At 70.7% G+C, this 23,604-nt stretch carries 25 protein-coding genes; 12 read left to right on the top strand and 13 right to left on the bottom strand.

The features are described 5' to 3' along the window. The first annotated feature begins 43 nt into the window (after positions 1-43). On the top strand, positions 44-514 hold the full coding sequence (locus J7W19_RS27325) for an ATP-binding protein (RefSeq protein ID WP_233478185.1): 471 nt from the start codon (positions 44-46) through the stop codon (positions 512-514). 122 nt (positions 515-636) lie between these two features. Here the strand turns inward: J7W19_RS27325 and J7W19_RS27320 are convergent, their stop codons facing one another. Continuing rightward, positions 637-1,428, bottom strand: a complete 792-nt coding sequence (locus tag J7W19_RS27320; RefSeq protein WP_040888563.1) for an SGNH/GDSL hydrolase family protein — start codon at positions 1,426-1,428, stop codon at positions 637-639. Positions 1,429-1,597: 169 nt separating this feature from the next. Here J7W19_RS27320 and J7W19_RS27315 point away from each other — a divergent pair, with 169 nt between their 5' ends. The 11 genes from J7W19_RS27315 (at position 1,598) to J7W19_RS27265 (ending at position 8,274) form a co-directional block, all read left to right on the top strand. Next, positions 1,598-2,392, top strand: coding sequence for a tyrosine-protein phosphatase (locus J7W19_RS27315; RefSeq protein WP_004941350.1), 795 nt, complete (start codon positions 1,598-1,600; stop codon positions 2,390-2,392). Positions 2,393-2,518: 126 nt separating this feature from the next. Then, the gene (locus tag J7W19_RS27310; RefSeq protein WP_004941351.1) at positions 2,519-2,782 is read left to right on the top strand and encodes a hypothetical protein; all 264 of its coding nucleotides are present in this window, start codon (positions 2,519-2,521) and stop codon (positions 2,780-2,782) included. Beyond that, complete coding sequence (locus J7W19_RS27305) at positions 2,760-3,272, top strand: DUF6879 family protein (RefSeq protein WP_004941353.1); 513 nt, start codon at positions 2,760-2,762, stop codon at positions 3,270-3,272. Before J7W19_RS27310 ends, J7W19_RS27305 begins: the two co-directional genes overlap by 23 nt. Before the next feature lie 26 nt (positions 3,273-3,298). Then, positions 3,299-4,144: a helix-turn-helix domain-containing protein gene (locus J7W19_RS27300; protein ID WP_040888569.1), complete on the top strand. Its 846-nt coding sequence runs from the start codon at positions 3,299-3,301 to the stop codon at positions 4,142-4,144. Positions 4,145-4,237: 93 nt separating this feature from the next. Continuing rightward, positions 4,238-4,624, top strand: coding sequence for a hypothetical protein (locus J7W19_RS27295; RefSeq protein WP_233478184.1), 387 nt, complete (start codon positions 4,238-4,240; stop codon positions 4,622-4,624). Next, complete coding sequence (locus tag J7W19_RS27290; protein WP_004941358.1) at positions 4,621-5,169, top strand: NUDIX hydrolase; 549 nt, start codon at positions 4,621-4,623, stop codon at positions 5,167-5,169. The genes J7W19_RS27295 and J7W19_RS27290 overlap by 4 nt, the downstream gene beginning before the upstream one ends. Position 5,170: 1 nt before the next feature. After that, a complete protein-coding gene (locus J7W19_RS27285) occupies positions 5,171-5,416 on the top strand; it encodes a hypothetical protein (RefSeq protein WP_106429550.1) in 246 nt (81 codons plus the stop codon). 58 nt (positions 5,417-5,474) lie between these two features. After that, positions 5,475-6,275 (top strand): diaminopimelate epimerase, encoded by an 801-nt coding sequence (gene dapF, locus J7W19_RS27280; protein WP_004941362.1) that lies wholly within the window; start codon positions 5,475-5,477, stop codon positions 6,273-6,275. Next, a complete protein-coding gene (locus J7W19_RS27275; RefSeq protein WP_004941364.1) occupies positions 6,272-7,363 on the top strand; it encodes a D-alanine--D-alanine ligase family protein in 1,092 nt (363 codons plus the stop codon). The genes dapF and J7W19_RS27275 overlap by 4 nt, the downstream gene beginning before the upstream one ends. A gap of 36 nt (positions 7,364-7,399) precedes the next feature. After that, positions 7,400-7,924, top strand: a complete 525-nt coding sequence (locus J7W19_RS27270; protein WP_040888575.1) for a C39 family peptidase — start codon at positions 7,400-7,402, stop codon at positions 7,922-7,924. Further along, complete coding sequence (locus tag J7W19_RS27265) at positions 7,921-8,274, top strand: glutamate ligase domain-containing protein (protein WP_004941367.1); 354 nt, start codon at positions 7,921-7,923, stop codon at positions 8,272-8,274. Before J7W19_RS27270 ends, J7W19_RS27265 begins: the two co-directional genes overlap by 4 nt. 155 nt (positions 8,275-8,429) lie before the next feature. Here the strand turns inward: J7W19_RS27265 and J7W19_RS27260 are convergent, their stop codons facing one another. The 12 genes from J7W19_RS27260 to J7W19_RS27205 all read right to left on the bottom strand — a co-directional run bounded on the left by J7W19_RS27260 (position 8,430) and on the right by J7W19_RS27205 (position 23,573). After that, positions 8,430-9,848, bottom strand: coding sequence for an aspartate aminotransferase family protein (locus J7W19_RS27260; RefSeq protein ID WP_004941368.1), 1,419 nt, complete (start codon positions 9,846-9,848; stop codon positions 8,430-8,432). Beyond that, entirely contained in the window at positions 9,845-11,770 is a 1,926-nt protein-coding gene (gene dxs, locus J7W19_RS27255) for a 1-deoxy-D-xylulose-5-phosphate synthase (protein ID WP_004941369.1), read from the bottom strand. The genes J7W19_RS27260 and dxs overlap by 4 nt, the downstream gene beginning before the upstream one ends. Positions 11,771-11,918: 148 nt before the next feature. After that, a complete protein-coding gene (gene ispG, locus J7W19_RS27250) occupies positions 11,919-13,055 on the bottom strand; it encodes a flavodoxin-dependent (E)-4-hydroxy-3-methylbut-2-enyl-diphosphate synthase (protein WP_210455465.1) in 1,137 nt (378 codons plus the stop codon). Between the two features lie 35 nt (positions 13,056-13,090). Continuing rightward, positions 13,091-14,113: an adenosyl-hopene transferase HpnH gene (gene hpnH, locus J7W19_RS27245; protein ID WP_040891869.1), complete on the bottom strand. Its 1,023-nt coding sequence runs from the start codon at positions 14,111-14,113 to the stop codon at positions 13,091-13,093. A gap of 5 nt (positions 14,114-14,118) precedes the next feature. Further along, positions 14,119-14,775 (bottom strand): phosphorylase family protein, encoded by a 657-nt coding sequence (locus J7W19_RS27240; protein ID WP_004951795.1) that lies wholly within the window; start codon positions 14,773-14,775, stop codon positions 14,119-14,121. After that, positions 14,775-16,796, bottom strand: coding sequence for a squalene--hopene cyclase (shc, locus tag J7W19_RS27235; protein WP_040891867.1), 2,022 nt, complete (start codon positions 16,794-16,796; stop codon positions 14,775-14,777). The genes J7W19_RS27240 and shc overlap by 1 nt, the downstream gene beginning before the upstream one ends. Positions 16,797-16,915: 119 nt before the next feature. Beyond that, positions 16,916-17,980, bottom strand: a complete 1,065-nt coding sequence (locus J7W19_RS27230) for a polyprenyl synthetase family protein (RefSeq protein WP_004951789.1) — start codon at positions 17,978-17,980, stop codon at positions 16,916-16,918. Between the two features lie 70 nt (positions 17,981-18,050). Beyond that, positions 18,051-19,499 carry a hydroxysqualene dehydroxylase HpnE gene (gene hpnE, locus J7W19_RS27225; protein WP_004951786.1) on the bottom strand — a complete coding sequence of 483 codons (1,449 nt, stop codon included), beginning with the start codon at positions 19,497-19,499 and terminating at the stop codon, positions 18,051-18,053. Between the two features lie 103 nt (positions 19,500-19,602). Next, on the bottom strand, positions 19,603-20,541 hold the full coding sequence (hpnD, locus tag J7W19_RS27220) for a presqualene diphosphate synthase HpnD (protein ID WP_078588210.1): 939 nt from the start codon (positions 20,539-20,541) through the stop codon (positions 19,603-19,605). An 8-nt stretch (positions 20,542-20,549) separates the two neighbouring features. Continuing rightward, positions 20,550-21,449, bottom strand: coding sequence for a squalene synthase HpnC (hpnC, locus tag J7W19_RS27215; RefSeq protein WP_004951782.1), 900 nt, complete (start codon positions 21,447-21,449; stop codon positions 20,550-20,552). Between the two features lie 395 nt (positions 21,450-21,844). Continuing rightward, entirely contained in the window at positions 21,845-22,633 is a 789-nt protein-coding gene (locus tag J7W19_RS27210; protein WP_004951780.1) for an ABC transporter ATP-binding protein, read from the bottom strand. After that, positions 22,626-23,573, bottom strand: coding sequence for an ABC transporter permease (locus J7W19_RS27205; protein ID WP_004951777.1), 948 nt, complete (start codon positions 23,571-23,573; stop codon positions 22,626-22,628). The genes J7W19_RS27210 and J7W19_RS27205 overlap by 8 nt, the downstream gene beginning before the upstream one ends. Positions 23,574-23,604 lie beyond the last annotated feature (31 nt).

Genomic DNA, 23,604 nt, shown 5'->3' with positions numbered 1-23,604 from the left:
CTGAAGCTTGCCACATCTGACTCGCATCGCACATAGTTGCGGAGTGGTCCCCTCCCAAGACGCACCTTTGCTGGGGCGCCGCGGCGGCTGCTTCGGCGGGCGCCCGCAGGCCGCCTACGCCTACGGGTTCAATTTCCCGGCCCTCAACGCCTCGGTGGCGGAGGCGCGAAGACGAGTCCTCGCCCGGCTGCGGGAATGGGGCATCGACGAAACCGCGTGCGACGACGCCCGGTTGGTGGTGTCGGAACTCTTCACCAACGCGGTGCGGCACACGGACAGCGACAAGGTCAGCTGCCATCTGCGGGTGAACGAGGCGCTGGTGCGCATAGAGGTCGCGGACCACGGCTGCGCCCCCACCGAGCCGCGGGCGCGCTTCAGCGGGACGGACGAGGAGAGCGGGCGGGGACTGCTGCTCGTGGGCGCCCTCTCCCAGGCGTGGGGCGTACGGCCGGACGACGCGGGGCGCGGCCGGATCGTCTGGGCCGACCTGCCGCACCGGCGGCTCTGTCCGTAGGCGGAGCACCCGCCCCCTCGCACACCACCGGAGGACCGCATCCGACGGATCGGGCCCCGGTCCTTCCCCTCAAAAGGGAAAGGGCCGGGGCCCGATCCGTGCGCGGTACGCCTCGCCGTTCGCTACAGCGGCAGCAGATCCGGCCGCTTGGGCTCCACGTGGTCGCCCGACGACTCCCCGCGCAGCCGCCGCCCGATCCACGGCACCAGGTGTTCCCGCGCCCAGTGGATGTTGTCCCGCCGCACCTCTGCCGGCGTCCGCTGGTCCTCCGCCGGCCACGGCTGGTCCGGGTCGGCGGGCACCTCCAGGCCCAGCACCTGCGCCGCGCGCAGCGCGACCCGGGTGTGCCCGTCCGGCGAGAGGTGCAGCCGGTCCTCGCTCCAGGCCCGCCGGTCCTGCACCGAACGCAGCGACCAGAGGTCGAGCACCGGGCAGTCGTGCCGGTCGGCGATGGCGCGGACGTGCGCCGTGTACGTGGCGATCTTGCCCCGCAGGTGCTTCAGCAGCGGTACGTCCCGGGTGTCGAAGCCGGTGCACACCAGCACCGTGCCGACCGAGGCCCGCAGGTCGGCCACCGCCGCCTCGTACCGCTCGGCCACGTCGTCCGGGTCGGAACCCGGCCGCAGGATGTCATTGCCCCCCGCGCAGAACGTCACCAGATCGGGCGCGAGCTCCTTCGCCCGCGGCACCTGCTCCTCGACGATCTGGTCGAGCAGCCTGCCGCGCACCGCCAGGTTGGCGTACCGGAAGGTGTGCTCCTCCCGCTCGTCGGCCAGGAGTACGGCCAGTCGGTCGGCCCAGCCGATGAACGAGTCGCCGGGCCCCGGATCGCCGACGCCCTCGGTGAAGCTGTCCCCGACGGCTGCGTACGACCCGATCGCGCTCTTGCTCATTGAATTCGAATCGTCTGCCACGTCAGCACATCATTCCTGCTACCAAGTGACCTACGCCACCGTAACCAGGGGTTGACGTGCCGTGATGTATCCCACCCCGATTGAGTCACCTCATCCGGAATAGGGCGGACGTAGGGTCGGACCGGCGCCGTGTGCCCCTCGGCGCCGCCGACGACCGTCAGGAGTACCCGTGACCCAGACGCCCCAGGTCCCCACGACCGAACCCCTGCTCACGGGGGTCCGCAACTTCCGCGACCTGGGCGGCCTCCCGGCCGCCGACGGACGGCGCGTACGGCCCGGCGCCCTCTTCCGCAGCGGCCACCTGGCCCGGGCCACCGAAGCGGACGCCGAGTTCCTCGGCTCGCTGGGTCTGCACACCGTCTTCGACTTCCGCAACGCCGCCGACATCGCCGACCAGGGCCCGGACGTGACCCTGCCCGGCGTCCGGAACGTCAACATCCCCATGAGCGACCAGGCGGACGGCGACGAGTTCTGGCGGATGGTCCACCACGGCACCCCCGAGCAGTTGCGCACCCTGCTCTCGGAGGGCCGGGCCGCCGCCCGCATGACCGCCTCCTACCGGTCGATCATCACCCACCGGACCGCCGAACACACCCGCGTCCTGCGCTCCCTCGCCGACGGGGACGTCCCCGCCCTGATGCACTGCGCCGCCGGCAAGGACCGGGCGGGCCTCGCCGTCGCCGTCACCCTCCTCGCCCTCGACGTCCCGCGCGACGCCATCGAGGCGGACTACCTGCTGTCCGACGCGCCGCACCGGCGGTTCCCCGTCCGCCGCGAGACCCCCTTGCCGCCGGAGGTACTGGAGCTGATGACACCGCTGTTCGCGGCGCGGGCGGAGTACCTGGCGGAGGCGTTCGCGACGATCGACGAGACGTGGGGATCGGTGGAGCGGTACCTCTCCGACGGTCTGGGATTCTCGGCGGAGGACCGCGAGCGACTGCGGGAGCGCTTGCTCACGGCCTGACGGCCACCGTAAGCGAGATCGACTCCGCCGAAAGCCCGGGCAAGTTTGGGCAAGTTCCTCGTTCCACGACACGGTCGCGGGCAAGATCGGGCGCACAGATCGTCACTGGCGTCCGAGGAGGACATCATGGCCCTGATCATGCTCGGCAAGGACCCGGAGAGCCCCAGCGGCGGTTCGCCCACCATCTACTACGACGACGTGAAGGACACCTACCTCGTCCAGGGGTGGAAGGTGGAAGACGCCGAGCGTCTCGGGGAGATGGACATCCCCGACCACGAGTCGGCAGTGGAGATCCCCCGTCGCGTGGTCAAGTTCTTCCTGGAGATGGGACTGCACGCCAAGGACGCCGACGTGGAGGTGACGACGGATGGCTCAGCCCCCAACGTTTGAGGAACTGTTCCGCGACTGCCGGCGGACGGCCGTCCACCTGGAGATGCGCGACGCGTACATGAAGTCGGATCCAGCCTTCATCGACTGGAAGGCCGGCGTGCCCCTCAACCCCGCCGAGCGCTGGGCTGACTGGCACACCACCGTTACGCGCGCCGTGTCGCGGGGCGTCGAGGTCCGACGGGCCCGCGTCGTCTCGACGCCCGTCAGCGAGTACATCCGCTTCGAGTACGACGTGACGGACGGGCTGAACATCGCCGCCGGGGAGAGCGTGCGCTGGCTCTCACGGCGCGGCGCAACCGACCTGGCACTCCCGGGTAACGACTTCTGGGTGTTCGACTCCCACCTCGTCCTCGTCAACCACTTCGACGGCGAGGGCGAGAACATGGACATGGAACTCACGGAAGACCCGGAGGTGGCGAAGCTCTGCGGCGCGGCCTTCGAGGCCGTGTGGGAGCGGGGGACGCCACACTCTCAGTTCGAGTTGGCCTGACCGGTCGGGCTGTACCGTCACCTGCCATGGCCTCTCCCTCTTCGAGCGTCCAGGAAGCCCGTAAGGCTCTCGGACGACGCTTGGCCGAGATCCGGATGGGAGCCGATCTCACCAAGCGAGAGCTGGCTCGCCGGCTTGGCTGGCACGAGTCGAAAGCATCACGCTTCGAGAGCGGCACCCGTGCGCCCTCGGAGCGCGACCTCCGCGCTTGGTGTACCGCGTGCGACGCTGAGGGTGACGTCGAGGACCTCATCACCACAGCCCGCGGCATTGAGGGCATGTACGTCGAGTGGCGCAAGATGGAGCGTCACGGCCTGAAGTGGGCACAGGAGTCAGTAGTTCCACTCTGGGAGCGTACTGAGCGATTCCGTATCTACTCCCCGTGGCTCATCCCTGGACCCGTACAGACGGCCTCATACATCACGGCACTCCTCACCTCCATTCGCGACCGCCGCGGGCTCGTCGACGACGTGCCGGCGGCCGTCGCCGTGCGCATGGAGAAACAGAAGATCGTCTACGGGAACCACAAATTCGCCATCCTCCTGGAGGAAAGCGTGCTGCGATACCGCATCGGCGGCACGGACGTGATGGCAGGCCAACTCGGCTACCTCCTGAGCGCCATGGCACTGCCATCGGTGAGCATCGGCATCATCCCCCAGGACGCAGACCGCACAAAACTCTGGCCGGTCGAAGGGTTCTTTCTCTACGACGATGCGACGGTGAATGTCGAGCTTGTCTCAGCCCATCTCACCGTCGTGCAGCAGCACGAACTTGCCATGTATGCCAAGACCTTCAGCGACCTGGCTGAACTTGCCGTCTACGGTGGCGCCGCGCGTGAACTCATCACCGCCGCCATCGAATCTCTAGGGTGAACGCCTGGCAAGTTCCGGCACGTTCGTGGAGCGTCATCCGGCCCCCTCCTAGCTTCTTTGGCACGGCTCAAAACTTGCCCGGAGGGGGCAGTGATGACTTTGGCAAGTACCGGCAAGGTGGTGGGGATGGCCGAGGACGCTGCCGACGGCAGTCTTCCCATCGACATCGAGGGCATCGCCTCGCGCACTGAGTCCGCTCTCGCCTTGCGGATGGACACCACGACCCGCGAGGCCATGGACAGCGTGACGCCGGCCGTCGTCGGTCATCTGAACCTGCTGCTCTGCGAAGAGCTCGGGGCCGACAACGATCAAGAGGTACGAGAGCTGGTTCGCAAGGGCTACACCCTGATCGACTACAACAACCGGCCGACCCACAGCACCCCCACCTTCGGCGCGTTCCTCTACCTGCGGGACGTGGCCCTCCTGACCCGGCGACTCCTGTGGATTTACACGGAACGCAACGGGCTGGGTGCGCCGTGAGCGTTCAGGAAGACCAGATCGTCCGGGAGCTCAACCGCTACATCCACTTGCACCCCGAAGACCAAAAGATCTTGGCACCGGTGTACGACGCAGCCCTCGACCACTCGCGCCGTCGAGGCTGCACCCACAACCAACGCTGCCCCCTCGTCATGGCCGCGGCCGTCGTCGCCGACGAACAGGACCGCCTCCTCTGCCTGCGGCACGCTGGGGGCTTCGCCCTGGCCGAGGCCGAGCCGGAAGAGCGGGACAACTCCCTCGTGGAGGCCGGACTTCGTCTTCTGACCGAGGAAGTCGGCATCCGGGACATCTGGAGGCAGCCGGCGGACGACGGCCCGTTCCTGATCGACGTGACCCCGCCGAGGGGGCACGCGTACGGACAGCGCCTTCGCGTGGGCTTCCGCTACCTCTTCCGGGCCCACTCCGACGCGGTCTTTCCCTCGGCGATCGAAAGGGGCGCGGCGGCTTGGGTGCCCCTCTCCTCGATCGACATGGCGCCGCTCCGCCACCGCCTGGAGATGCTCTTGCTGGACGTCTGGAGGGGCTGAGGTGTACAAGCGCCGCAGCAAAGAGCAGCCCTCCGAACCCCCGCCGCCGGTGGGAACCGCGAAGGCCACCCGGCTGCCGATGGACGTCCGCATAGGGGATTTCGTTCTCCTCAACGGCAGCTACCAACGCGTCCGGGACATGCGGGCCGCCGGCACCTCCGCCTACCGCATTCTCCTCTTCGCCGGACACGCTCCGCTGGTCATGCGCACCCCGCGGACCGTTTACCGGCCCATCACCTGGCACTGAGTGCTGCCTGTCCGAGTTGCCACCACCCGGCTCAACCCATCACGCGAGGAGCTTTGCCATGCGCTTTCGCAAGATCCACGGAGCGGGCAACGACTTCATCCTCTTCACGAACCCCCGCCTGAACGCCCAGACGGACTGGCCCAAGGAAGCGGCACGTCTCTGCGCCAGGCGGACCGGCGTGGGGGCGGACGGCCTGGTCGTCAGCCGCTTCGCCAGCGCCCCCCACACGGTGCTCGAAGTCGAATGCTTCAACGCGGACGGCTCGATCGCGACGATGTGCGGCAACGCGCTGCGCTGCGCGGCGTGGGCGGCCCGGTGTGACCAGGGCTTTCGGACGATGCAGCTCCACATGGCGGGTGTCCTGCACGAAGCGACCGTCGACACCGATTCCGTGTGGGTCACCGCCGAAGTGGGGCCCATCGAGCCCCGCGTCGTGCAGACGATCATCAACGGCCGGCCGACATGGTTCGACAGCGTGCACACCGGCACGGAGCACGTCGTCGCCGTGGTGGACGACGTGGACGCCGTCAACGCCGAAGTGGTCGGCCGTGTCGTCCGGCACCACAGGAACCTGACGCCGATCGGCACCAACGTCAACTTCGTTCAGCGTCTTGGCCGCCAGGCACTCAAGATCCGCACTTACGAACGTGGGGTCGAGGCCGAGACGCTTTCGTGCGGCAGCGGAGCAGTCGCCGCCGTCGTCATCGCGACCATGCGTGGCCTGGTCGCAAAGCGCGAGGTCACCGTCCACAACCAGGCCGGCGAACCGCTGACCGTCCGTCCGCACGACGAGCGCCCGGACCGAGCCGCCTGGGTTGGCGGGCCCGTCACCCAAACCTTCGAAGGGGTACTCGCATGACCGTCTTTCTCGACTCCAGCTCACGGCAGGCGGCGCACCACGCCGCCGAGGAGCTCCGCGGGTGGGGGCGAGGCCGGCAGGGCCTCGGCGTCGCCCTCATCTACGGGCCCGTCTCTGCCGAGGACAGGCTCTACCACTCCAAGTGTCCCGTCGAGCAGAGGTCCGTGACCGCCCTGGGTGAGGCGCTCGAAGAGATCGGGACTCAGTGGAGCGTGCTGGACCCTACTCAGCCCGACTTCATCAGGGAGCTGGTCTCGTACGACGTGGCCCTCTCGAACCTGCACGGACCCTTCGGGGAGGACGGCCGCCTTCAGGGCCTGCTCGATTATCTGCGCGTGCCCTACTGCGGCAGCGGGGTACAGGCATCCGCGGTGGCGGCCGATAAGGTCCTCTGTAAGCGCGTCATGCTGACCCTCGGCGTCCCCACGCCGGGCTGGCGCCTTTGGTCGGGCGGCCCGGTGAACTGGGGCAGTCAAGCCGTCATGGTGAAGCCGCCCTTCGGCGGGTCCAGCGTGGGTATGAGCCTTGTCCGCGACGCGGCCGACCTGCCCCGGGCCCTTGCGGGGGCCGCCGTCGAAAGCGGCGGCGAGGTACTCGTGGAGGACTACATCATCGGCACTCCCGTCACCGTAGGGATGCTGGAGCTCCCGGGCGGCTCCGTCATGATCTTTCCTCCGCTCACCACCGAGGCGACCGAAGCCGAGTTCTACGACGCCGACACCAAGCTCGACCCGGACTCAAGGGGCACCGTCGCCGTCCGGGCCGCAGAGCTGGAACCCGTGGCGCTGAACCGGATCGCCCGGGACACCCGGACGCTGTGGGACGGAATCGGCTTGCGCGGCTCGGCCCGGATCGACTTCATCGTCACCGATGACGGTGGCGCGTACGTGCTGGAGGTCAACAGCACGCCGGGCATGTCTCGTGACAGCAACTTCGCGGTCGGAGCGGCGATGGTCGGCCTCACGCACACGGATTGCGTTCTGGCGATGTTGCACGAGGCTCTGGCCCGACCGCCGTACGATGTCCCCCTGCCCACTCCCGTGTTCTCCAGCATCACGGCGACTCGGGAGGCCATCGTCTTGCCGTAGGAGCCTGCCACTGTGCCGCGCGTCCACGAAGTGCCCATGTGCCGACAGCTCATCGACCCCGCCGAATGGGATCTACACGGCGGGTGGGCACTCGGAGACCGGATCGAGTGGTCCAACCGGGCGTGCGGCCTGGCGTCACTTCGGATGATCCTTCTCGCCTACGGGCGCCCAGCGCCGACGGTGACCGAACTCCTGAAACTCGCGGTCAAGCACGAAATCCTGACCCCGCGCGGAGCGGTTCACGCGGGGATCGCGAGCCTGGCCTCCGAACTCGGAGTGCCCTCGACCGCGGAACCCGTCCCCGCCAAAGAGCTGTCGAGACGGCTCGATGATGCCCCGCTCATTGTGTCTGTGACGGAGCAGTTCCCGGACGACGGCCGCGCCGGCGGACACCTAGTCATCCTCCGCGGCTACGAGGACGGACCCGACCCCACCATCTTCTTTCGGGATCCGTCGGCCTGGGGCCAGACGCACGACCGCGTCCCCCTCAGCCGCCTCTCCACTTCCTACACCGGCCGCGCGATCACCTTCGCGCCCCTACCCGACGGAGGTCTCTCGTGACCGAGACAGACGGCAAAGCGGTCGGCGGCCGGACGATCGCCGTACTCGGCGAAATGCTCGAGCTTGGCGACGATGCCTTGGAGGCCCACCGCTCCATTGGACGCATGGCGGGAGAGCTGGGCATCGACATCGTGGTCGGGGTCGGCGGGGACATGGTGAAGCAGCTCGTCCTCCACGCGGGTGCTGCCGGCGTCCCTCAGATTGCGATGGCCGCCGACAACGCAACCGCCGCACAACTGCTCGAAAAGATCCTTCTCCCAGGCGACAAGGTACTCATAAAGGCGTCGCGCAACGGTCAGCTCTGGCAGATCGCCCAGGCGCTGACAGGGCAGCCCGTTACCGGCTTTTGAGGTACGACACAAGCGTGGAGCGAGTCCGGAGATCGTCCAGACCCGCTTGGGTGATTCGCATGCCGTACGGGCTACATCGTGCGCCCGGCGGAATCAAGCCCGTCCGGCGTTTGAGGACAAGCGGCGAAGCCGCGAAAAGGGGGTCCGGGGCCCCCTCACCGATTCACCACCGCCTGCTTCACCAGCGTCCGCCCGAAGTCCCACATCAACGACCCGCCCCCATGCGCCTCGTCCATCACCGCGGTGAACGCCGTGACGAAGCGCTCGACCTCCCGCTCCCCGATGACCAGCGGCGGAATCAGCTTGATGACTTCCAGGTGGTCCCCCGACACCTGCGTCAGGATCCGGTGCTTCCGCAGCAGCGGCACCACCACCATCTGCGCGAACAGCCCCTTCCGCGCGGCCTGCAGCATGGTCCACCGCCCCCGCAGGGCCAGCGACTTGGGCCGTCCGAACTCGATGCCGATCATCAGGCCGCGGCCCCGGACGTCGTGCAGCAGCTCGTACTTGTCGACGAGCGCGGACAGCCGTGACCGCAGCAGGTCACCGGTGGCCCGGGCGTTCTCGACGACGCGCTCGTCCTCCATCACCGACAGGACGGCGAGACCGGCCGCCATCGCCTGGGCGTTGGAGCCGAAGCTGGCGGAGTGGACGAGGACGCGGTCCATCGAGGAGTAGACCTTCTTGAAGATCCAGTCCTTGCCCAGCGTGGCCCCGACGGGCACGTAGCCGCCGGACAGCGACTTGGCCACGCACACCAGGTCCGGCTCGACGCCCTGCTCGTACTGGTAGGCGAAGAACTTCCCGGTACGCCCCAGCCCCGTCTGCACCTCGTCGGCGATGAGCAGCGCCTTGTGCCGGTGCAGCAGTTCCTGCGCGGCGCGGAGGAAGCCGGGCGGGGGCAGGTGGACGCCCTTGCCCTGGATCGGCTCGACGACGAACGCGGCGACGTCGCCGCGCCGCAACTCCCGCTCCAGTGCGTCCAGGTCGCCCAGCTCGATCGCCGTGTCCGGGAGCAGCGGGGCGAAGCCGTCGCGGAAGCCGCTCTCGCCGTTGACGGACAGGGAGCCGGTGGTGAGCCCGTGGAAGGCGTGCGCGCAGTACAGGACGCGCGGTTTCCCGGTGGCGTAGCGGGCGAACTTCAGGGCGGTCTCGACCGCCTCCGTACCGCTGTTGCCGAAGAACACCCGGTCCAGGTGCGGCGCGTAGCCGAGCAGCTTCTCGGCGAGCAGGCCGGGCAGCGGCGGGCAGTCGAAGCGGGTCAGGTCGGCGAGCGAGGCGTCGAGTACGTCGTGCAGGGCCTTGCGGACGACGGGGTGGTGGCGGCCGAGGCCCATCACCCCGAAACCGGCGAGCATGTCGAGGTAGTCGTCGCCGTCGGCGTCCCAGAAGTAGGCACCCTCGGCCCGCTCGTACACCTTGTCGAAGCCGATGGTGTGCAGCATCCGGGGCAGCTGGTGGTTGAGGTGCCGGGCGTGCAGCTCGTACCGTTCGCCGCCGCGCTCGGCGAGCAGCCGGGCGAGGTCGAAGCCCTTGGTCCCGGCGGCGGCGTCCTCGGTGGATTCGACGGTCATGCGTTCTCCTTACGCGCCGGGGCGGCGGCCCGGCGCGGGGCCCTCCCGGCCTCCTTGCGGGCCAGGACCGCGCTGATCCGGCCGGCGGTCTCGGCGGGGGTGAGGCCCAGGTCGGCCAGCACCTCGGAGCGTTTCGCGTGGGCGAGGAACCGCTCCGGGATGCCGATGGTCTCGACGGGCAGGTCGACGTCCGCGTCGCGCAGCGCCTGGGCGACGGCCCAGCCGACGCCGCCGGTGCGGCTGTTGTCCTCGACGACGGCCACCATGCGGTGTCCGGCGGCGAGGGCGGGCAGTGCGGGGTCGACCGGTTTGACCCAGCGGGGGTCGACGACGGTGCAGCCGGTGCCGCGGGCGGCCAGCAGGCCGGCGGCCTCCAGCGCGACCTCGGCCATGGTGCCGACGGCGACGAGCAGCACGTCGGGCGTCTCCGCGCGGTGCAGGACGTCCATGCCGCCGGCGCGGTCCACCGCCGGGATGTCGGCCCCGACGGTCGCCTTGGGGAAGCGGACGACGGTGGGGGCGTCGGAGACGTCGACGGCCTCGCGGAGTTCGTCGCGCAGCCGGGTGGCGTCGCGCGGGGCGGCGATCCGCAGGCCGGGGACGACCTGGAGGACGGACATGTCCCACATGCCGTTGTGCGACGGGCCGTCGGTGCCGGTGACGCCCGCGCGGTCCAGGACGAAGGTGACGCCGCACTTGTGCAGGGCGACGTCCATCAGCACCTGGTCGAAGGCCCGGTTGAGGAAGGTGGCGTAGACGGCGAAGACCGGGTGCAGCCCGCCCGTCGCCAGTCCGGCCGCGGACGTGGCGGCGTGCTGCTCGGCGATGCCCACGTCCCAGACCCGGTCGGGGAACCGCTCGGCGAACTTCGTCAGGCCGACCGGGTGGAGCATCGCGGCGGTGAGCGCCACCACGTCCGCCCGCTCGGCGCCGATGCGCACCATCTCGTCGCCGAAGACCGAGGTCCACGAGGTGCCGGTGGCGGGGGCGAGCGGCTCGCCGGTGAGCGAGTTCATCACGCCGACGGTGTGGAAGCGGTCGGCCTCGTCCTCCAGGGCGGGCCGGTAGCCTCGCCCCTTCTCCGTCCGCACGTGCACCAGGACGGGCCCGTGGAAGCGCTTGGCGCGGCGCAGCGCGGACTCGACGGCGGCGATGTCGTGCCCGTCTATCGGCCCGAGGTACTTCAGGCCGAGGTCCTCGAACATGCCCTGCGGGGCGAAGGCGTCCTTGAACCCCTTCTTCGCGCCGTGCAGCGACTCGTACAGGGGCTTGCCGATCAGGGGCAGGCCCTGGATCGTCTCCTTGCCGCGGGCGAGGAAGCGCTCGTAGCCGTCGGTGGTGCGCAGGGTGGCCAGGTGGTCGGCGAGGCCGCCGATGGTGGGCGCGTAGCTGCGCTCGTTGTCGTTGACGACGATGATCAGCGGCCGGTCCTTGGCGGCGGCGATGTTGTTGAGCGCCTCCCAGGCCATGCCGCCGGTGAGGGCGCCGTCGCCGATGACGGCGACGACGTGCCGGTTCCAGCGGCCGAGCACCTGGTTGGCCTTGGCGAGGCCGTCGGCCCAGCTCAGGACGGTGGAGGCGTGGCTGTTCTCGATGACGTCGTGCTCGGACTCCTCGCGGGAGGGGTAGCCGGAGAGGCCGCCCTTGCTGCGGAGCTTGGAGAAGTCCTGACGTCCCGTCAGCAGTTTGTGGACGTACGACTGGTGTCCGGTGTCCCAGAGGACCCGGTCGGAGGGCGAGTCGAAGGAGCGGTGCAGCGCGATGGTGAGCTCCACCACGCCGAGGTTGGGACCGAGGTGGCCGCCGGTCCTGGCGACGGCGTGCACCAGGAAGTGGCGGATCTCCGCCGCGAGTTCGTCCAGCTCCTCCGCGTCCAGTGCTTTCAGGTCCCGCGGACCGCGGATGTTCTCCAGCAGCGACACGCCGGCCCCCTCCTTAGCTCAGTCGGCCTTGTCTGTTCCGGGGCTCCGCCGGGCCGCCCCGGCCGCCGGATCTCTCCGGCCGCCTTCCGGCCCGTCGGCTCCCCCGGTCGTCCCCGGCCCCTCGCGCCGGGTCCCGTGTCGGTCCTCGCTAGCCGGCGACGGTGACGGCGGGCGGCCCCGAGGGCGTGCCCGCCGCCGCCATCCGGTCGGCCAGCTTCGTCGCTTCGTCGATGAGGGTCTCGACGATCTTCGACTCGGGGACGGTCTTGATGACCTCGCCCTTCACGAAGATCTGCCCCTTGCCATTGCCGGACGCCACACCCAGGTCCGCCTCACGCGCCTCACCCGGACCGTTGACCACACAGCCCATCACCGCCACGCGCAGCGGCACCTCCATGCCCTCCAGGCCCGCCGTCACCTCGTCGGCCAGCTTGTAGACGTCCACCTGCGCCCGCCCGCACGACGGACACGAGACGATCTCCAGCCGACGCTGGCGCAGGTTCAGCGACTCCAGGATCTGGATGCCGACCTTGACCTCCTCCGCCGGCGGCGCCGACAGCGAGACCCGGATCGTGTCACCGATCCCCTCCGACAGCAGCGCACCGAAGGCCACGGCCGACTTGATCGTGCCCTGGAACGCCGGGCCCGCCTCCGTCACCCCCAGGTGCAGCGGGTAGTCGCACTGGGCGGCGAGCTGCCGGTAGGCGTTGACCATCACCACCGGGTCGTTGTGCTTGACCGAGATCTTGATGTCGCGGAAGCCGTGCTCCTCGAACAGCGACGCCTCCCACAGCGCCGACTCCACCAGCGCCTCGGGGGTGGCCTTGCCGTACTTCTGCAGCAGGCGGCGGTCCAGCGACCCGGCGTTCACACCGATGCGGATCGGCGTCCCGGCGTCGGAGGCCGCCTTGGCGATCTCCTTGACCTTGTCGTCGAACTGCTTGATGTTCCCCGGATTCACCCGCACCGCCGCACACCCGGCATCGATCGCCGCGAACACGTACTTCGGCTGGAAGTGGATGTCCGCGATCACCGGGATCTGCGACTTCGCCGCGATCACCTTCAACGCGTCCGCGTCGTCCTGCGTCGGACACGCCACCCGCACGATCTGGCACCCCGACGCCGTCAGCTCCGCGATCTGCTGCAACGTCGCACCGATGTCCGACGTCCGCGTCGTCGTCATCGACTGCACCGACACCGGCGCGTCCCCGCCCACGGCCACCGACCCGACCCGGATCTGCCGGCTGGGCCGGCGTACGGCGATCCGGGCGGGGACGGAGGGCATGCCGAGGGCGACCGGTTCCGTCACGGTCACGGCGGTCAGTCCCGGTTGCCCGAGACGGTCTCGCGGACGGCGCGCAGCGACTCCTTGAGCGAACTCATGGTCGCCAGCACGGCGGTGGGCTCGTAGCCGCAGTGCGCCATGCAGTTGGCGCAGCGCGGGTCCTTGCCGCGGCCGTACTTGTCCCAGTCGGTCTCCTCGACCAGCTGCCGGTAGGTGGGCACGTACCCGTCGCTCATCAGGTAGCAGGGACGCTGCCAGCCGAAGAGCGAGTAGTTGGGGATGGCCCAGGCGGTGCAGGGGAAGTCGGCCTTGCCCTCCAGGAAGTCCAGGAAGAGGGGGCTGTGGTTGAGCCGCCACCGCTTCCGGTTGCCGCCGGCGAACGCCTTGGAGAACAGCTCCCGGGTCTGCTCGACGCCCAGGAAGTGGTCCTGGTCGGGGGCCTTCTCGTAGGCGTAGGCGGGCGAGATCATCATCTCGTCCACCTTCAGGTCGTCGTTGAGGTAGTTGAGCACCTCGACGATGGTCTGGGGGGTGTCGGTGTTGAAGAAGGTCGAGTTGGTGGTGACCCGGAAGCCGCGCCGCTTCGCCTCCTTTATGGCCGCCACCGCCTCGTCGAAGACGCCCTCCTTCGCCACGGACTCGTCGTGCCGCTCGCGCAGCCCGTCGATGTGCACCGCGAAGGCGAAATACGGGGAGGGCTTGAACTTGTCGAGCTTCTTGCGCAGCAGCATCGCGTTGGTGCAGAGGAAGACGTATTTCCTCTTGGCCACCAACTGCCGCACGATCTCGTCGATCTGGGGATGCATCAGGGGTTCGCCACCCGCGATGGAGACCATCGGCGCGCCGGACTCCAGCACCGCGCCGACCGCCTGCGCCACCGGCATGCGCTGCTTCAGGATCCCCGCCGGGTGCTGGATCTTGCCGCAGCCCTCGCACTTGAGGTTGCACGCGAAGAGCGGTTCCAGTTCCACGATCAACGGGAACTTCTCCCGCCTGCGCAGCTTCTGTTCTGCGAGATAGGTGCCTACGCGGATGGACTGACGAAGCGGCATTGCCATCTGGCTCACCTCCTGGGGAGCAGCAAAGAACGGTGCCATGCAAAAAAGGCCGGAAGGACGGTGCGCAGCACGCGGAATGCCGATATTCCACCGCGCAGGGTCCCGATGCGGACAAGCTCGTGTTCGGGAGCGTCCACGACCACTCGGACGGCCGCAACCGGGCGCGGGCCGGCCCGGACGGCGCTTCTGAGCGTGGCGGCGGACTCCATGTCCACCGCGAGCGCCCCCGAGGCGTGCAGGGCGGATCGTTCCGCCCCGCGCACCACATGGTCGGAACCTACCAGTGGGCCGGTGTGGATGGTGCGCCTGGGTACCACCCGGGCGAGCTCCTTGGCGAGGAGCTCCACGCCGGCGCACTCGGTGCGCCCTTCGGCGTCCCGGGTCTCGTCGGCGACGACCAGGTCCCCGGGGTGCATCCCGGGGGCGAGGCCGGCGCAGAACCCGGTGGCGATCACCGCGGCGTCGGCGAGCGCGGCGTACCTGCCGTCGCCGCCGAGCGCCGCGGTCACGGCACGGTCCGCCGCCTGCGGGCCCATGCCCGTGCGCAGGATGGTGGCGGAGCCCGCCGCGCCGTGCCGGCCGCCGCGCAGGGCGAGGCGCTCGATGCCCAGGGCGCAGGCGACCAGCAGGGGCGCTACGGGTGGTTCCGTGCCGGGGTCCATCAGACCTCCCGGGCAGCGAAGGGCTCGCCGTGCAGGTAGCGGCCGAGGGCCGTGAGCGGGAACACCTGCCGGTACAGGTGGTAGTTGATGGAGAAGTCCCAGGGGAAGCCCGTGCCGGTGAAGTAGGGCTCGTCCCAGGAGCCGTCCGGGCGCTGGGTGTCGGCCAGCCAGGCCACCCCGCGTTCGACGGCGGGACTGTCCCGCTCCCCCGCCGCCAGCAGGGCCAGCAGGGCCCAGGCGGTCTGGGAGGCGGTGGAGGCGCCGCGGCCCATCCAGTCGGCGTCCCGGTAGGAGCGGAGGTCCTCGCCCCAGCCGCCGTCGGCGTTCTGGACGCTCTCCAGCCAGGCGACGGCCCGCCGGAGGGCGGGGTGGGAGCCGGGCAGGCCCGCGGCGACGAGCGCGGGGACCACCGCACCGGTGCCGTAGACGTAGTTGACGCCCCAGCGGCCGAACCAGGCGCCGCACTCCTCCTGTTCGGCGAGCAGCCACTCGATGCCCCCGCGCGCGCGGGGGTCGTGCTGCTTGCCGAGGACGGCCAGCGCCTCGACCACGTGGGCGGTCACGTCCGCGGAGGGCGGGTCGATGACCTCGCCGAAGTCGCAGAACGGGAGCCGGTTGGGGAAGGGGCTGGTGTTGTCGACGTCGAACGCGGCCCACGCGCCGTTCCTCGACCGCATGCCCACGGTCCACCGCATCGCCCGCCGGACGGCCTCCTGGACCCGCGCCGGGTCCGGGTGCCGGACGCGCAGCAGGGCGAGCACCACCTCGGCGGTGTCGTCGACGTCCGGGTAGTTGTCGTTGTGGAATTCGAACGCCCAGGCGCCGGGCTGGAGTTTGGGGCGCCGGACGGACCAGTCGCCGGGGCGCAGCACCTGCTCGTCCAGCATCCAGTCGGCGGCCTTCACCAGCGCCGGGTGGTCCGGGGCGAGTCCCGCGTCGGCGAGCGCGATGGTGGCCAGGCAGGTGTCCCAGACCGGGGACTGGCACGCCTCGATCATCCGGACCGGTTCGCCGTCGGCGTCCTCGTGCCAGACGGCGAAGCGGTCCAGCGACTCCAGGCCCGCGCGCAGCACGGGGTGGTCGAGGTCGTAGCCGAGGAGGCTGAGGGCGATGACGGAGTAGACCGCCGGGGGCTGGATGCCGCCCCAGCAGCCGTCGTTCTCCTGACGCTCGACGATCCAGCGGGCGGCGGCGTTGAGCGCCGCGCGGCGCAGCGGGCGGACGGCGACCCTGCGGTAGGCGTGCAGCGCCTTGTCCAGGCGCTGGAAGAAGCCGTCCCAGGTGGCGGCCGGCGCGGGCGGGCGCGGCGGGTTGGGGCGGCGGGGGTCGGTGTGCAGCTCGTCGAGGGCGAACGGCGCGGGCCGTACGGGCCGGTGGGCGCCGACGACGGTGAGCGGCACGATGGTCTGCCGGGCCCAGCAGGCGAAGTCGTAGATGTTCAGCGGCATCCACTTGGGGAGGAACATGATCTCCGGAGGCATCTCCGGGAGGTCCTCCCATTTCCACCAGCCGAAGAGGGCCAGCCAGATCCGGGTGAAGACCCGGCTGGCGGCGATGCCGCCGCGTTCGCGGACCCAGGCGGAGGCGGCGGCCATGTGCGGCTCGTCCGGGGCGTCCCCGGCCAGCCGGAGGGCGACGTACGCCTCGACGGTGGCGGACAGTTCGCCGGGGCCGCCGTGGAAGGTGGCCCAGGTGCCGTCGGGACGCTGCTGGGAGCGGATCCAGCGGGCGGCGGCGCGGGTGGTGCGGTCGTCCCTGATCCCCAGGAACTCGCGGAGCAGCAGGTCCTCGGCGTCCATGGTGACGTTGGTCTCCAGGTCGCCCTTCCACCATCCCTGCTCGTTCTGGCGGGACAGGAGGTACTCGGTCGCCCGGGCGGTGGCCCGCTCGGCGGCGGCGCGGACGGCGGCCGGTGCTCCGCCGGCCGCCTCCTCCTTCACTTCTGTCACAGCGGTGGCGCTGTGACCGGCCTCGGCGACACGGGGCAGAAGAGCCCCGGCGCCGTCGGTCGTCGCTGTCATGGTTTCCCCTAATGCAGTGAGTTGCTTCTCTGCCGTACTGCCGTACCTGGGGTTTCCGTCGACCGACGCGAGCAGCGCGCCGGCCGGCGACCGCGATGGCTAGTTCGGGTGAATACTCATCATCTCTTTCGTACTACAACGAAGTCCGACAGCGCGACGAGACGGGCCCGGATATCTGACGGGATGTCAACTCCGTCCAGCGCCTCGATCGCCGTCGCGTGCTGCCGGCGGGCCTCCTGCGAGGTCCACTCCCGACCGCCGGCCTCCTCGATCAACGCCGCGCGGCTGGCGAATTCTTCCTCGTCGAAGTCGGCGAGCTGGGCGTCGGTCAGCTTGGCGTCCTCGGCCAGGATGGCCGCGAGCCGCTCGGAGGCCGGCCCGCCCGCCGCCAGGGCGGCCACGACCGGCAGCGACTTCTTGCGCTGCCGCAGATCGCTCCAGGTCTGCTTGCCGGTGGCCTCCGGGTCGCCCCAGATGCCCAGCAGGTCGTCCACCGCCTGGAAGGCGAGGCCCATGTGGTAGCCGTACGCCTCCAGGACGTCGGCCGTGCGGTCGTCGGCGCCGCCGAGCACCGCGCCGATGGAGGCGGCGCAGGCCAGCAGGGCACCGGTCTTGTTGCCCTCCATCTCCAGGCACTCCGCCACGGTGACCCGCTCGCGGTGCTCGTAGGAGATGTCCTGGGCCTGGCCGTCGATGAGCTTGCGGGTGGCGGTGGTCAGCCGGCGGGTGGCCCGGCCGGCCTCGGCCGTCCCCAGCTCCAGCAGCACCTCGTTCGCGAGCGCGAAGAGGGCGTCGCCGACGAGGATCGCCTGCGCCGGGCCGTGCACCTTCCAGACGGTGTCGCGGTGCCGGCGCTGCTCGTCGCCGTCCATCAGGTCGTCGTGCAGCAGCGAGAAGTTGTGCACGAGCTCGACGGCCACCGCCCCCGGCACGCCCGTCTCCGGGGCGGCGCCGGCGGCCTCGGCCGAGAGCAGGGCCAGGGCGGGGCGGACGGCCTTGCCGCTGTCCGCGTCCGTCGGCCGCCCGTCGACGTCGATCCAGCCGAAGTGGTAGGCGGCCACGGTGTCCATCGGTGCCGCGAGCCGGTTGACGGCGGCACGCAACACCGGCGCGGCGAGCGTCCGTCCGCGCTCCAACAGGGCGCTGACGTCGCCGGTATCGCAGGCTGGGATCGCCGAAGTCACGGTCTCTCCTCTGGTGATCGTGCTCACGCACGCCCCGTTCGGGGGGCGGGCGCCTGGGGGGCTCGCTGGGTCATACCGCCTCCCGCACGGGGCTGCGATAGGTCCGGCCGAGCCCGGAGAGGGCCGCGTCCGCGGCGCTGAGACCACTGCGCACGGCGCCCTCCATGGTCGCGGGCCAGCCGGTTGCGGTCCACGCACCGGCCAGGAACAGGCCGGGCGCGTCGGTCCGGGCGCCCGGCCGCAGCCGGCCGACGCCCGGTGTGGGGGCGAACGTCGCTGTCCGCTCCCGGGTCACGAAGAAGTCCCGCACGCCGGCGCCGCGGGCGGCCGGCAGCAGCCGCTCCAGCTCGGGCAGGTAGCGCGCCCGCAGCTCGGCGACCGGCCGGTCGATGTCGTCCTGCGCGGCCGACTGGGAGACGGCGAGGTACTGGCCGCTCGCGGTGCGGGCCGCCAGACCGGACGAGTGCGTCCGGTCGAAGACCCACTGCACGGGAGACCCGAGCGCCGTGAAGAACGGCTGCCGCAGGACTTTGCGATCATAAATCACATGCAGGTTGAGGATCGGCGCGGTGCCGATCTCCAGCAGCCGCCCGGCGTCGGGCAGCGCGCCGTCCGGCAGCAGGGCGTGCGCCTCTCGCTGCGGTACGGCGAGCACCACGGCGTCGGCCTCCAGCCGCTCGCCGGTGCCCGGCCCGGTCTCGGTCTCCACCCGCCAGCCACCGCCGTCGGCCCGGGTGAGCCCGGTGACGCGGGTGCGCAGCGCCACCCGCACCCCGGCCTTGTCCAGCGCGGCGCGGGCCCGGGTGTCGTGCAGCTCGCCGAGCGGGACGCCGGCCCAGCCGATGTCGGCGGCGCCGGGCTCGGAGAGCAGCCCGGTCTTGAAGACCTTGGCGGCCAGCCCCAGCGACGCCTGGTCGGCGGTGGCGTTCAGCGTGGCGACGCCCACCAGGTCCCAGAGCGCCTCGACGGTACGGGCCGACTGCCCGTGGCGGTGCAGCCAGGTGGCGAAGTCGATGTCGTCCAGCGCCGGGTCGGCGGGGTCGAGCCCGCGCAGCGCCAGCGCGGCGCGGCCGACGCCCATCCGCTCGGCGAACGACAGGTGCGGGTACGTGGCCAGGCTGGCGGCCAGGTGCAGCGGGACCGGCAGCCCGGCCCGGCGCAGCCGGCCCAGTCGCGGGCGGCCGGAGCGGTGGCCGACGTCCAGCACCGGGACGTCGAGGCGGTCCTGCACGGTGGCGAGGTGGCCGGCGTCGATCCGGTCGAGGAACCAGCGGTAGGCGGTGCAGCAGCGCAGGAAGACGTGCTGCCCGTTGTCGACCGTCAGCTCGCCGCGCCGGAACGAGAAGGCGAGGCCGCCCAGTCGGGGGCGGCCCTCCAGCAGCGTGACCCGGAGCCCGGCGGCGGCGAGTTCGAGCGCCGCGGTGACGCCGGCGAGCCCGCCGCCGACCACCACGGCGGCCGACCCGTCGGAGTGGCCCGACCGGCCGGCGGGTACGGCGGGTGCGTCCGTCTCCGTCATGCTCCCACCCTTCTGGCTGCTGTCAGGGACGCGTCCGCGCCATCGGAGGTTGCGCCCGCGCGCGGTCCCCCGGCGTCCGGCCCGCCGGTGCGGGCGGGGGTCATCAAGCGCGCCCCCTGGCGGTCTGCCGGTGGACGCTGCGCGCGTCGTAGCCGGACAGCCCGCGGACGGCCACCAGGGCCTTCTCCCGGCCGGGGAGCGAGACCCGGCCGCGCAGCACGGCCTGCGGGGTCTCGGCGATGCGGTCGAGCAGCCGGCGGTAGATGCCGGACATCGCGGCGACACAGGCGCCGCTGCGCCGGTCGAGCATCGGCAGCAGCCGCATGCCCTCGGCGAACAGCGCGCGGGCGCGCCGGACCTCGAAGGCCACCAGGCCGGTGAAGTCGGCGCCCTCCGGCGGGACGGCGGAGCCGAACCCGGCCGAGCAGCCGAACTTGGCGAGGTCCTCGGAGGGGAGGTAGGTACGGCCGTTGGCCGCGTCCTCCCGGACGTCACGCAGGATGTTGGTGAGCTGGAGCGCCAGCCCCAGCGTATTGGCGTACTCGGAGGCGCGCTCGGCGTCCCGTGCGCCGGGCACGGTGCCGAACACGCCCAGCGAGAGCCGTCCGATCGACCCCGCGACACAGCGGCAGTACACCGCCAGGTCGTCCCAGGTCTCGTAGGTCTCGCCGCGAACGTCCATCTGAACGCCGTCGATCAGTTCGTCGAGCGCGCCGAGCGGAATGGGAAAGCGCCGCGCGGCGTGCGCCAGGGCGACGGCCACCGGGTCGGTGTCGTCCTCCTCGACGTCGCCGTCCCTTATCCGGCCGAGCACGGCGCGCGTCTCCTCCAGCCGCAGCCGCTTGGACTCGTCGTCCAGCGGCCCGTCCCCGATGTCGTCGACCCGCCGGGAGAAGGCGTAGAGCGCGGACATGGCCCGCCGCTTGGCGGTGGGCAGCAGCCTGATCCCATAGCTGAAGTTGCCGGCCTGCTGTCCGGTGACGGCCTCGCAGTAGCTGTACGCGGCGAGTACCGGTGCGGACGCGTGTGGCGTTCCGATCACGGTCCCGCTCACCCCTCTCTTCGCAGTGTCGCCCCCACCTCGCGCAGCAGGCTGAGCTTGGTGGGCTTGGGCGGTCCGGGGAGTACGTCGTGTCCCGCGGCGGCGACCGCCCGGAGCGCGGCCCTCCCCCCGCCCACGAACCCCGCGAGCAACAGCTTCAGCCTGCCGTGGACGCTACCCACCAGGGGGGTCCCTTCATTCAGCAGGCACCGGGCGCGTTCCGCCTCGAACGCGACCAGGGCGCGCACCGACGCGCCCGCACTGGGCCGCGCGAGGTCGGCCTCGCTCACCCGGAAACGATCCATGTCCTCGGCCGGGAGGTAGATCCTGTCACGTGCCAGGTCCTCGGCCACGTCCTGGAGGTGCTCGACGATCTGGAGCGCCGTGCAGACCGCGTCCGAGCGGCGGATCCGCTCGGGGCTGGCCGTGCCGGTGACCCCGAGCACAAGCCGTCCGACGGGGTTCGCCGACAGCTCGCAGTAGGCGGCCAGGTCGCCGTACGTGGCGTAGCGGCGCACCCGCTGGTCCTGCCGGTTGGCCTCGATCAGGCCCAGGAAGGGCTCCGGGGTGAGGCCGTGCCGCCGGACCAGCGGCCGGATCCGCCGGAGCAGCGGGTGGCGCGGGCCGGTGCCGTGGTCGGCGAAGACCCGCCGCAGGTCGGCCTCGAAGGCGTCGAGCATCGCGAGCCGGTCGTCCGCCCGCTCGCGGCCGAGGCCCAGCAGCTCGGCGTCGCGCCCGCCGGGGGCCACGTCGCCGTCGCCGATGTCGTCGACCAGCCGCGCGTACCCGTAGATCGCCATCAGATCGTCACGCCGGGCGCGCGGCAGGAAGAACGGCGCGACCGGGAAGTTCTCGTGCGCGGCCTTGTCGAGCACGGCACGCGCGTGCGCGTCCGTCCCCGCGGTCATCGCGGGCTGCCCGGACCACAGACGGCGTATGCGCCTCTGATCTGGAGAGGCCCCGCAGCCATCACAGCCATCGCCGTCACATCTCCCGTTCTACACTGCCGACCCAGAACATCCTATTTCGGACACGCCGCAGCGCGGCCTCCTGCCCTGCTCCCCCGTGAGCCGCCCCTGAAACGCCCCCGGTGCCCGGCATCGCCGGGCGCCTCCCTGGCACAGCACGCTACAGCGTACGCCGTACAAGCACGCGGTCTTCGCCGAGGTCCGTGCTTGATCCATACAATGCCACGCCCTGCCGGACCCGTCCCAGTCAATATGCGCGTCCATGTCATTTTCTGACACGGAAACGGAGACGGGCCTCCCACCGCGCGGTCGCGGCGGGAGGCCCGATTCCGCCCTCAGCGGGCGGTCTCCTTCTCATAGGCCCGGACGACCTCGTCCGTCGGGCCGTCCATCAGCAACTCGCCGCGTTCCAGCCAGAGGACCCGGTCGCAGGTGTCCCGGATCGAGCGGTTGTTGTGGCTGACCAGGAAGACCGTGCCGGCCTCCTGGCGCAGCTCGCGCACCCGCGCCTCCGAGCGCTTCTGGAAGGACCGGTCACCCGTGGCCAGCGCCTCGTCGATCATCAGCACGTCGTGCTTCTTCGCCGCGGCGATGGAGAAGCGCAGCCGGGCCGCCATGCCGGACGAGTACGTCCGCATCGGCAGGGTGATGAAGTCGCCCTTCTCGTTGATGCCGGAGAAGTCGACGATGTCCTGGTAGCGCTCGCGGATCTCCTCGTGGGTCATGCCCATCGCGAGACCGCCGAGGATGACGTTCCGCTCGCCGGTGAGGTCGTTCATCATCGCGGCGTTGACGCCCAGCAGGGACGGCTGACCGTCGGTGTAGACCTTGCCGCGCTCGGTGGGCAGCAGCCCGGCGATGGCCTTCAGCAGCGTGGACTTGCCCGAGCCGTTGGAGCCGATGAGGCCGATGGCCTGGCCCCGGTACGCGGTGAAGCTCACACCCTTGACGGCGTGCACCTCGCGCACCCCGGCGCCCGGGGTGCGCTTGACGATCCGGTTGAGCGCGGCGGTGGCGCTGCCCCGGCCGGTGTTGCCGCCGTAGACGCGGTAGACGATGTGCACGTCGTCCGCGATCACGGTGGGGATACGGGCCCCGTCGGGGGCGGTGCTCTGCTCAGCCACGGCCGTACTGCTCCTCAGCCTTCCAGAAGTACACGAAGCCCCCGAGGCCGACGACGACGGCCCAGCCGACGGCCAGCAGCCAGACGTGCTGCGGCAGGTTGATGTGCTTCTCGGCCGCGTGGCTGGTGATCAGGGAGGACCGCATCAGGTCGATGTAGACCGCGGCCGGGTTGGCGCTCAGCACGTCGATGACCCAGCCGGGCGCCTTCGCGTTCTTCAGCGCCGCGACCATGTTGTACATCACACCGGACGCGTACATCCACGTCCGCAGGATGAACGGCAGGAGCTGCGCGAGGTCCGGGGTCTTGCTGCCCATCCGCGCCAGGATCAGCGACAGGCCGGTGTTGAAGACGAACTGCAGCACCAGCACCGGCACGATCAGCAGCCAGGACAGCGCCGGCATATGGCCGAAACCGATCAGGAAGGCGAAGACCACGCACATGGAGAACAGCAGCTGCTGAAGCTGCTGCAGTGCGAAGGAGATCGGCAGCGCGGCCCGCGGGAAGTGCAGGGCGCGCACCAGCCCCAGGTTGCCCGAGATGGCCCGGACCCCGGAGAGCGCCGAGCTCTGGGTGAAGGTGAAGACGAACACACCCGTCACCAGGAAGGGGATGTAGGTCCCCATTCCCCCGAGCTTTCCGCCCTGCCCCATCAGCACGCCGAAGATCAGCAGGTAGACCATGGCGTTCAGCAGGGGCGTGGCCACGTGCCAGAGCTGCCCCAGCTTGGCCTTGCTGTACTGGGCCGTCATCTTGGCCCGGGAGAAGGCAAGGATGAAGTGCCGCCGGTCCCACAGCTGCCGGGCGTACTCCGGCAGCGACGGGCGGGCGCCGCTGACCGACAGGCCGTACTTCCTCGCCAGCTCGGCGGCCGACAGCCCCTCGTCGGGTGATGGTGCAGCACTCATGGCGACCGCACTGCCGTGCGTTGTCTCGCTCACTGTTGACACTTTCGTCCTCAAGGTGCGCTGC

This window comes from Streptomyces mobaraensis NBRC 13819 = DSM 40847 (genome assembly GCF_017916255.1).
Taxonomy (GTDB): domain Bacteria; phylum Actinomycetota; class Actinomycetes; order Streptomycetales; family Streptomycetaceae; genus Streptomyces; species Streptomyces mobaraensis.
The sequence above is the reverse complement of the archived record's forward strand: the minus strand, read 5'-3'. Positions and strand labels throughout refer to the sequence as shown.

Excerpts from the sequence above, each read along its gene's own strand:
- J7W19_RS27310 (WP_004941351.1), top strand. The coding sequence starts at position 2,519 with ATGGCCCTGATCATGCTCGGCAAGGACCCGGAGAGCCCCAGCGGCGGT.
- J7W19_RS27305 (WP_004941353.1), top strand. The coding sequence starts at position 2,760 with ATGGCTCAGCCCCCAACGTTTGAGGAACTGTTCCGCGACTGCCGGCGG.
- J7W19_RS27300 (WP_040888569.1), top strand. The coding sequence starts at position 3,299 with ATGGCCTCTCCCTCTTCGAGCGTCCAGGAAGCCCGTAAGGCTCTCGGA.
- J7W19_RS27295 (WP_233478184.1), top strand. The coding sequence starts at position 4,238 with ATGACTTTGGCAAGTACCGGCAAGGTGGTGGGGATGGCCGAGGACGCT.
- dapF (WP_004941362.1), top strand. The coding sequence starts at position 5,475 with ATGCGCTTTCGCAAGATCCACGGAGCGGGCAACGACTTCATCCTCTTC.
- J7W19_RS27275 (WP_004941364.1), top strand. The coding sequence starts at position 6,272 with ATGACCGTCTTTCTCGACTCCAGCTCACGGCAGGCGGCGCACCACGCC.
- J7W19_RS27270 (WP_040888575.1), top strand. The coding sequence starts at position 7,400 with ATGTGCCGACAGCTCATCGACCCCGCCGAATGGGATCTACACGGCGGG.
- J7W19_RS27260 (WP_004941368.1), bottom strand. The coding sequence starts at position 9,848 with ATGACCGTCGAATCCACCGAGGACGCCGCCGCCGGGACCAAGGGCTTC.
- ispG (WP_210455465.1), bottom strand. The coding sequence starts at position 13,055 with ATGCCCTCCGTCCCCGCCCGGATCGCCGTACGCCGGCCCAGCCGGCAG.
- hpnH (WP_040891869.1), bottom strand. The coding sequence starts at position 14,113 with ATGGCAATGCCGCTTCGTCAGTCCATCCGCGTAGGCACCTATCTCGCA.
- J7W19_RS27240 (WP_004951795.1), bottom strand. The coding sequence starts at position 14,775 with ATGGACCCCGGCACGGAACCACCCGTAGCGCCCCTGCTGGTCGCCTGC.
- shc (WP_040891867.1), bottom strand. The coding sequence starts at position 16,796 with ATGACAGCGACGACCGACGGCGCCGGGGCTCTTCTGCCCCGTGTCGCC.
- hpnE (WP_004951786.1), bottom strand. The coding sequence starts at position 19,499 with ATGACGGAGACGGACGCACCCGCCGTACCCGCCGGCCGGTCGGGCCAC.
- hpnC (WP_004951782.1), bottom strand. The coding sequence starts at position 21,449 with ATGACCGCGGGGACGGACGCGCACGCGCGTGCCGTGCTCGACAAGGCC.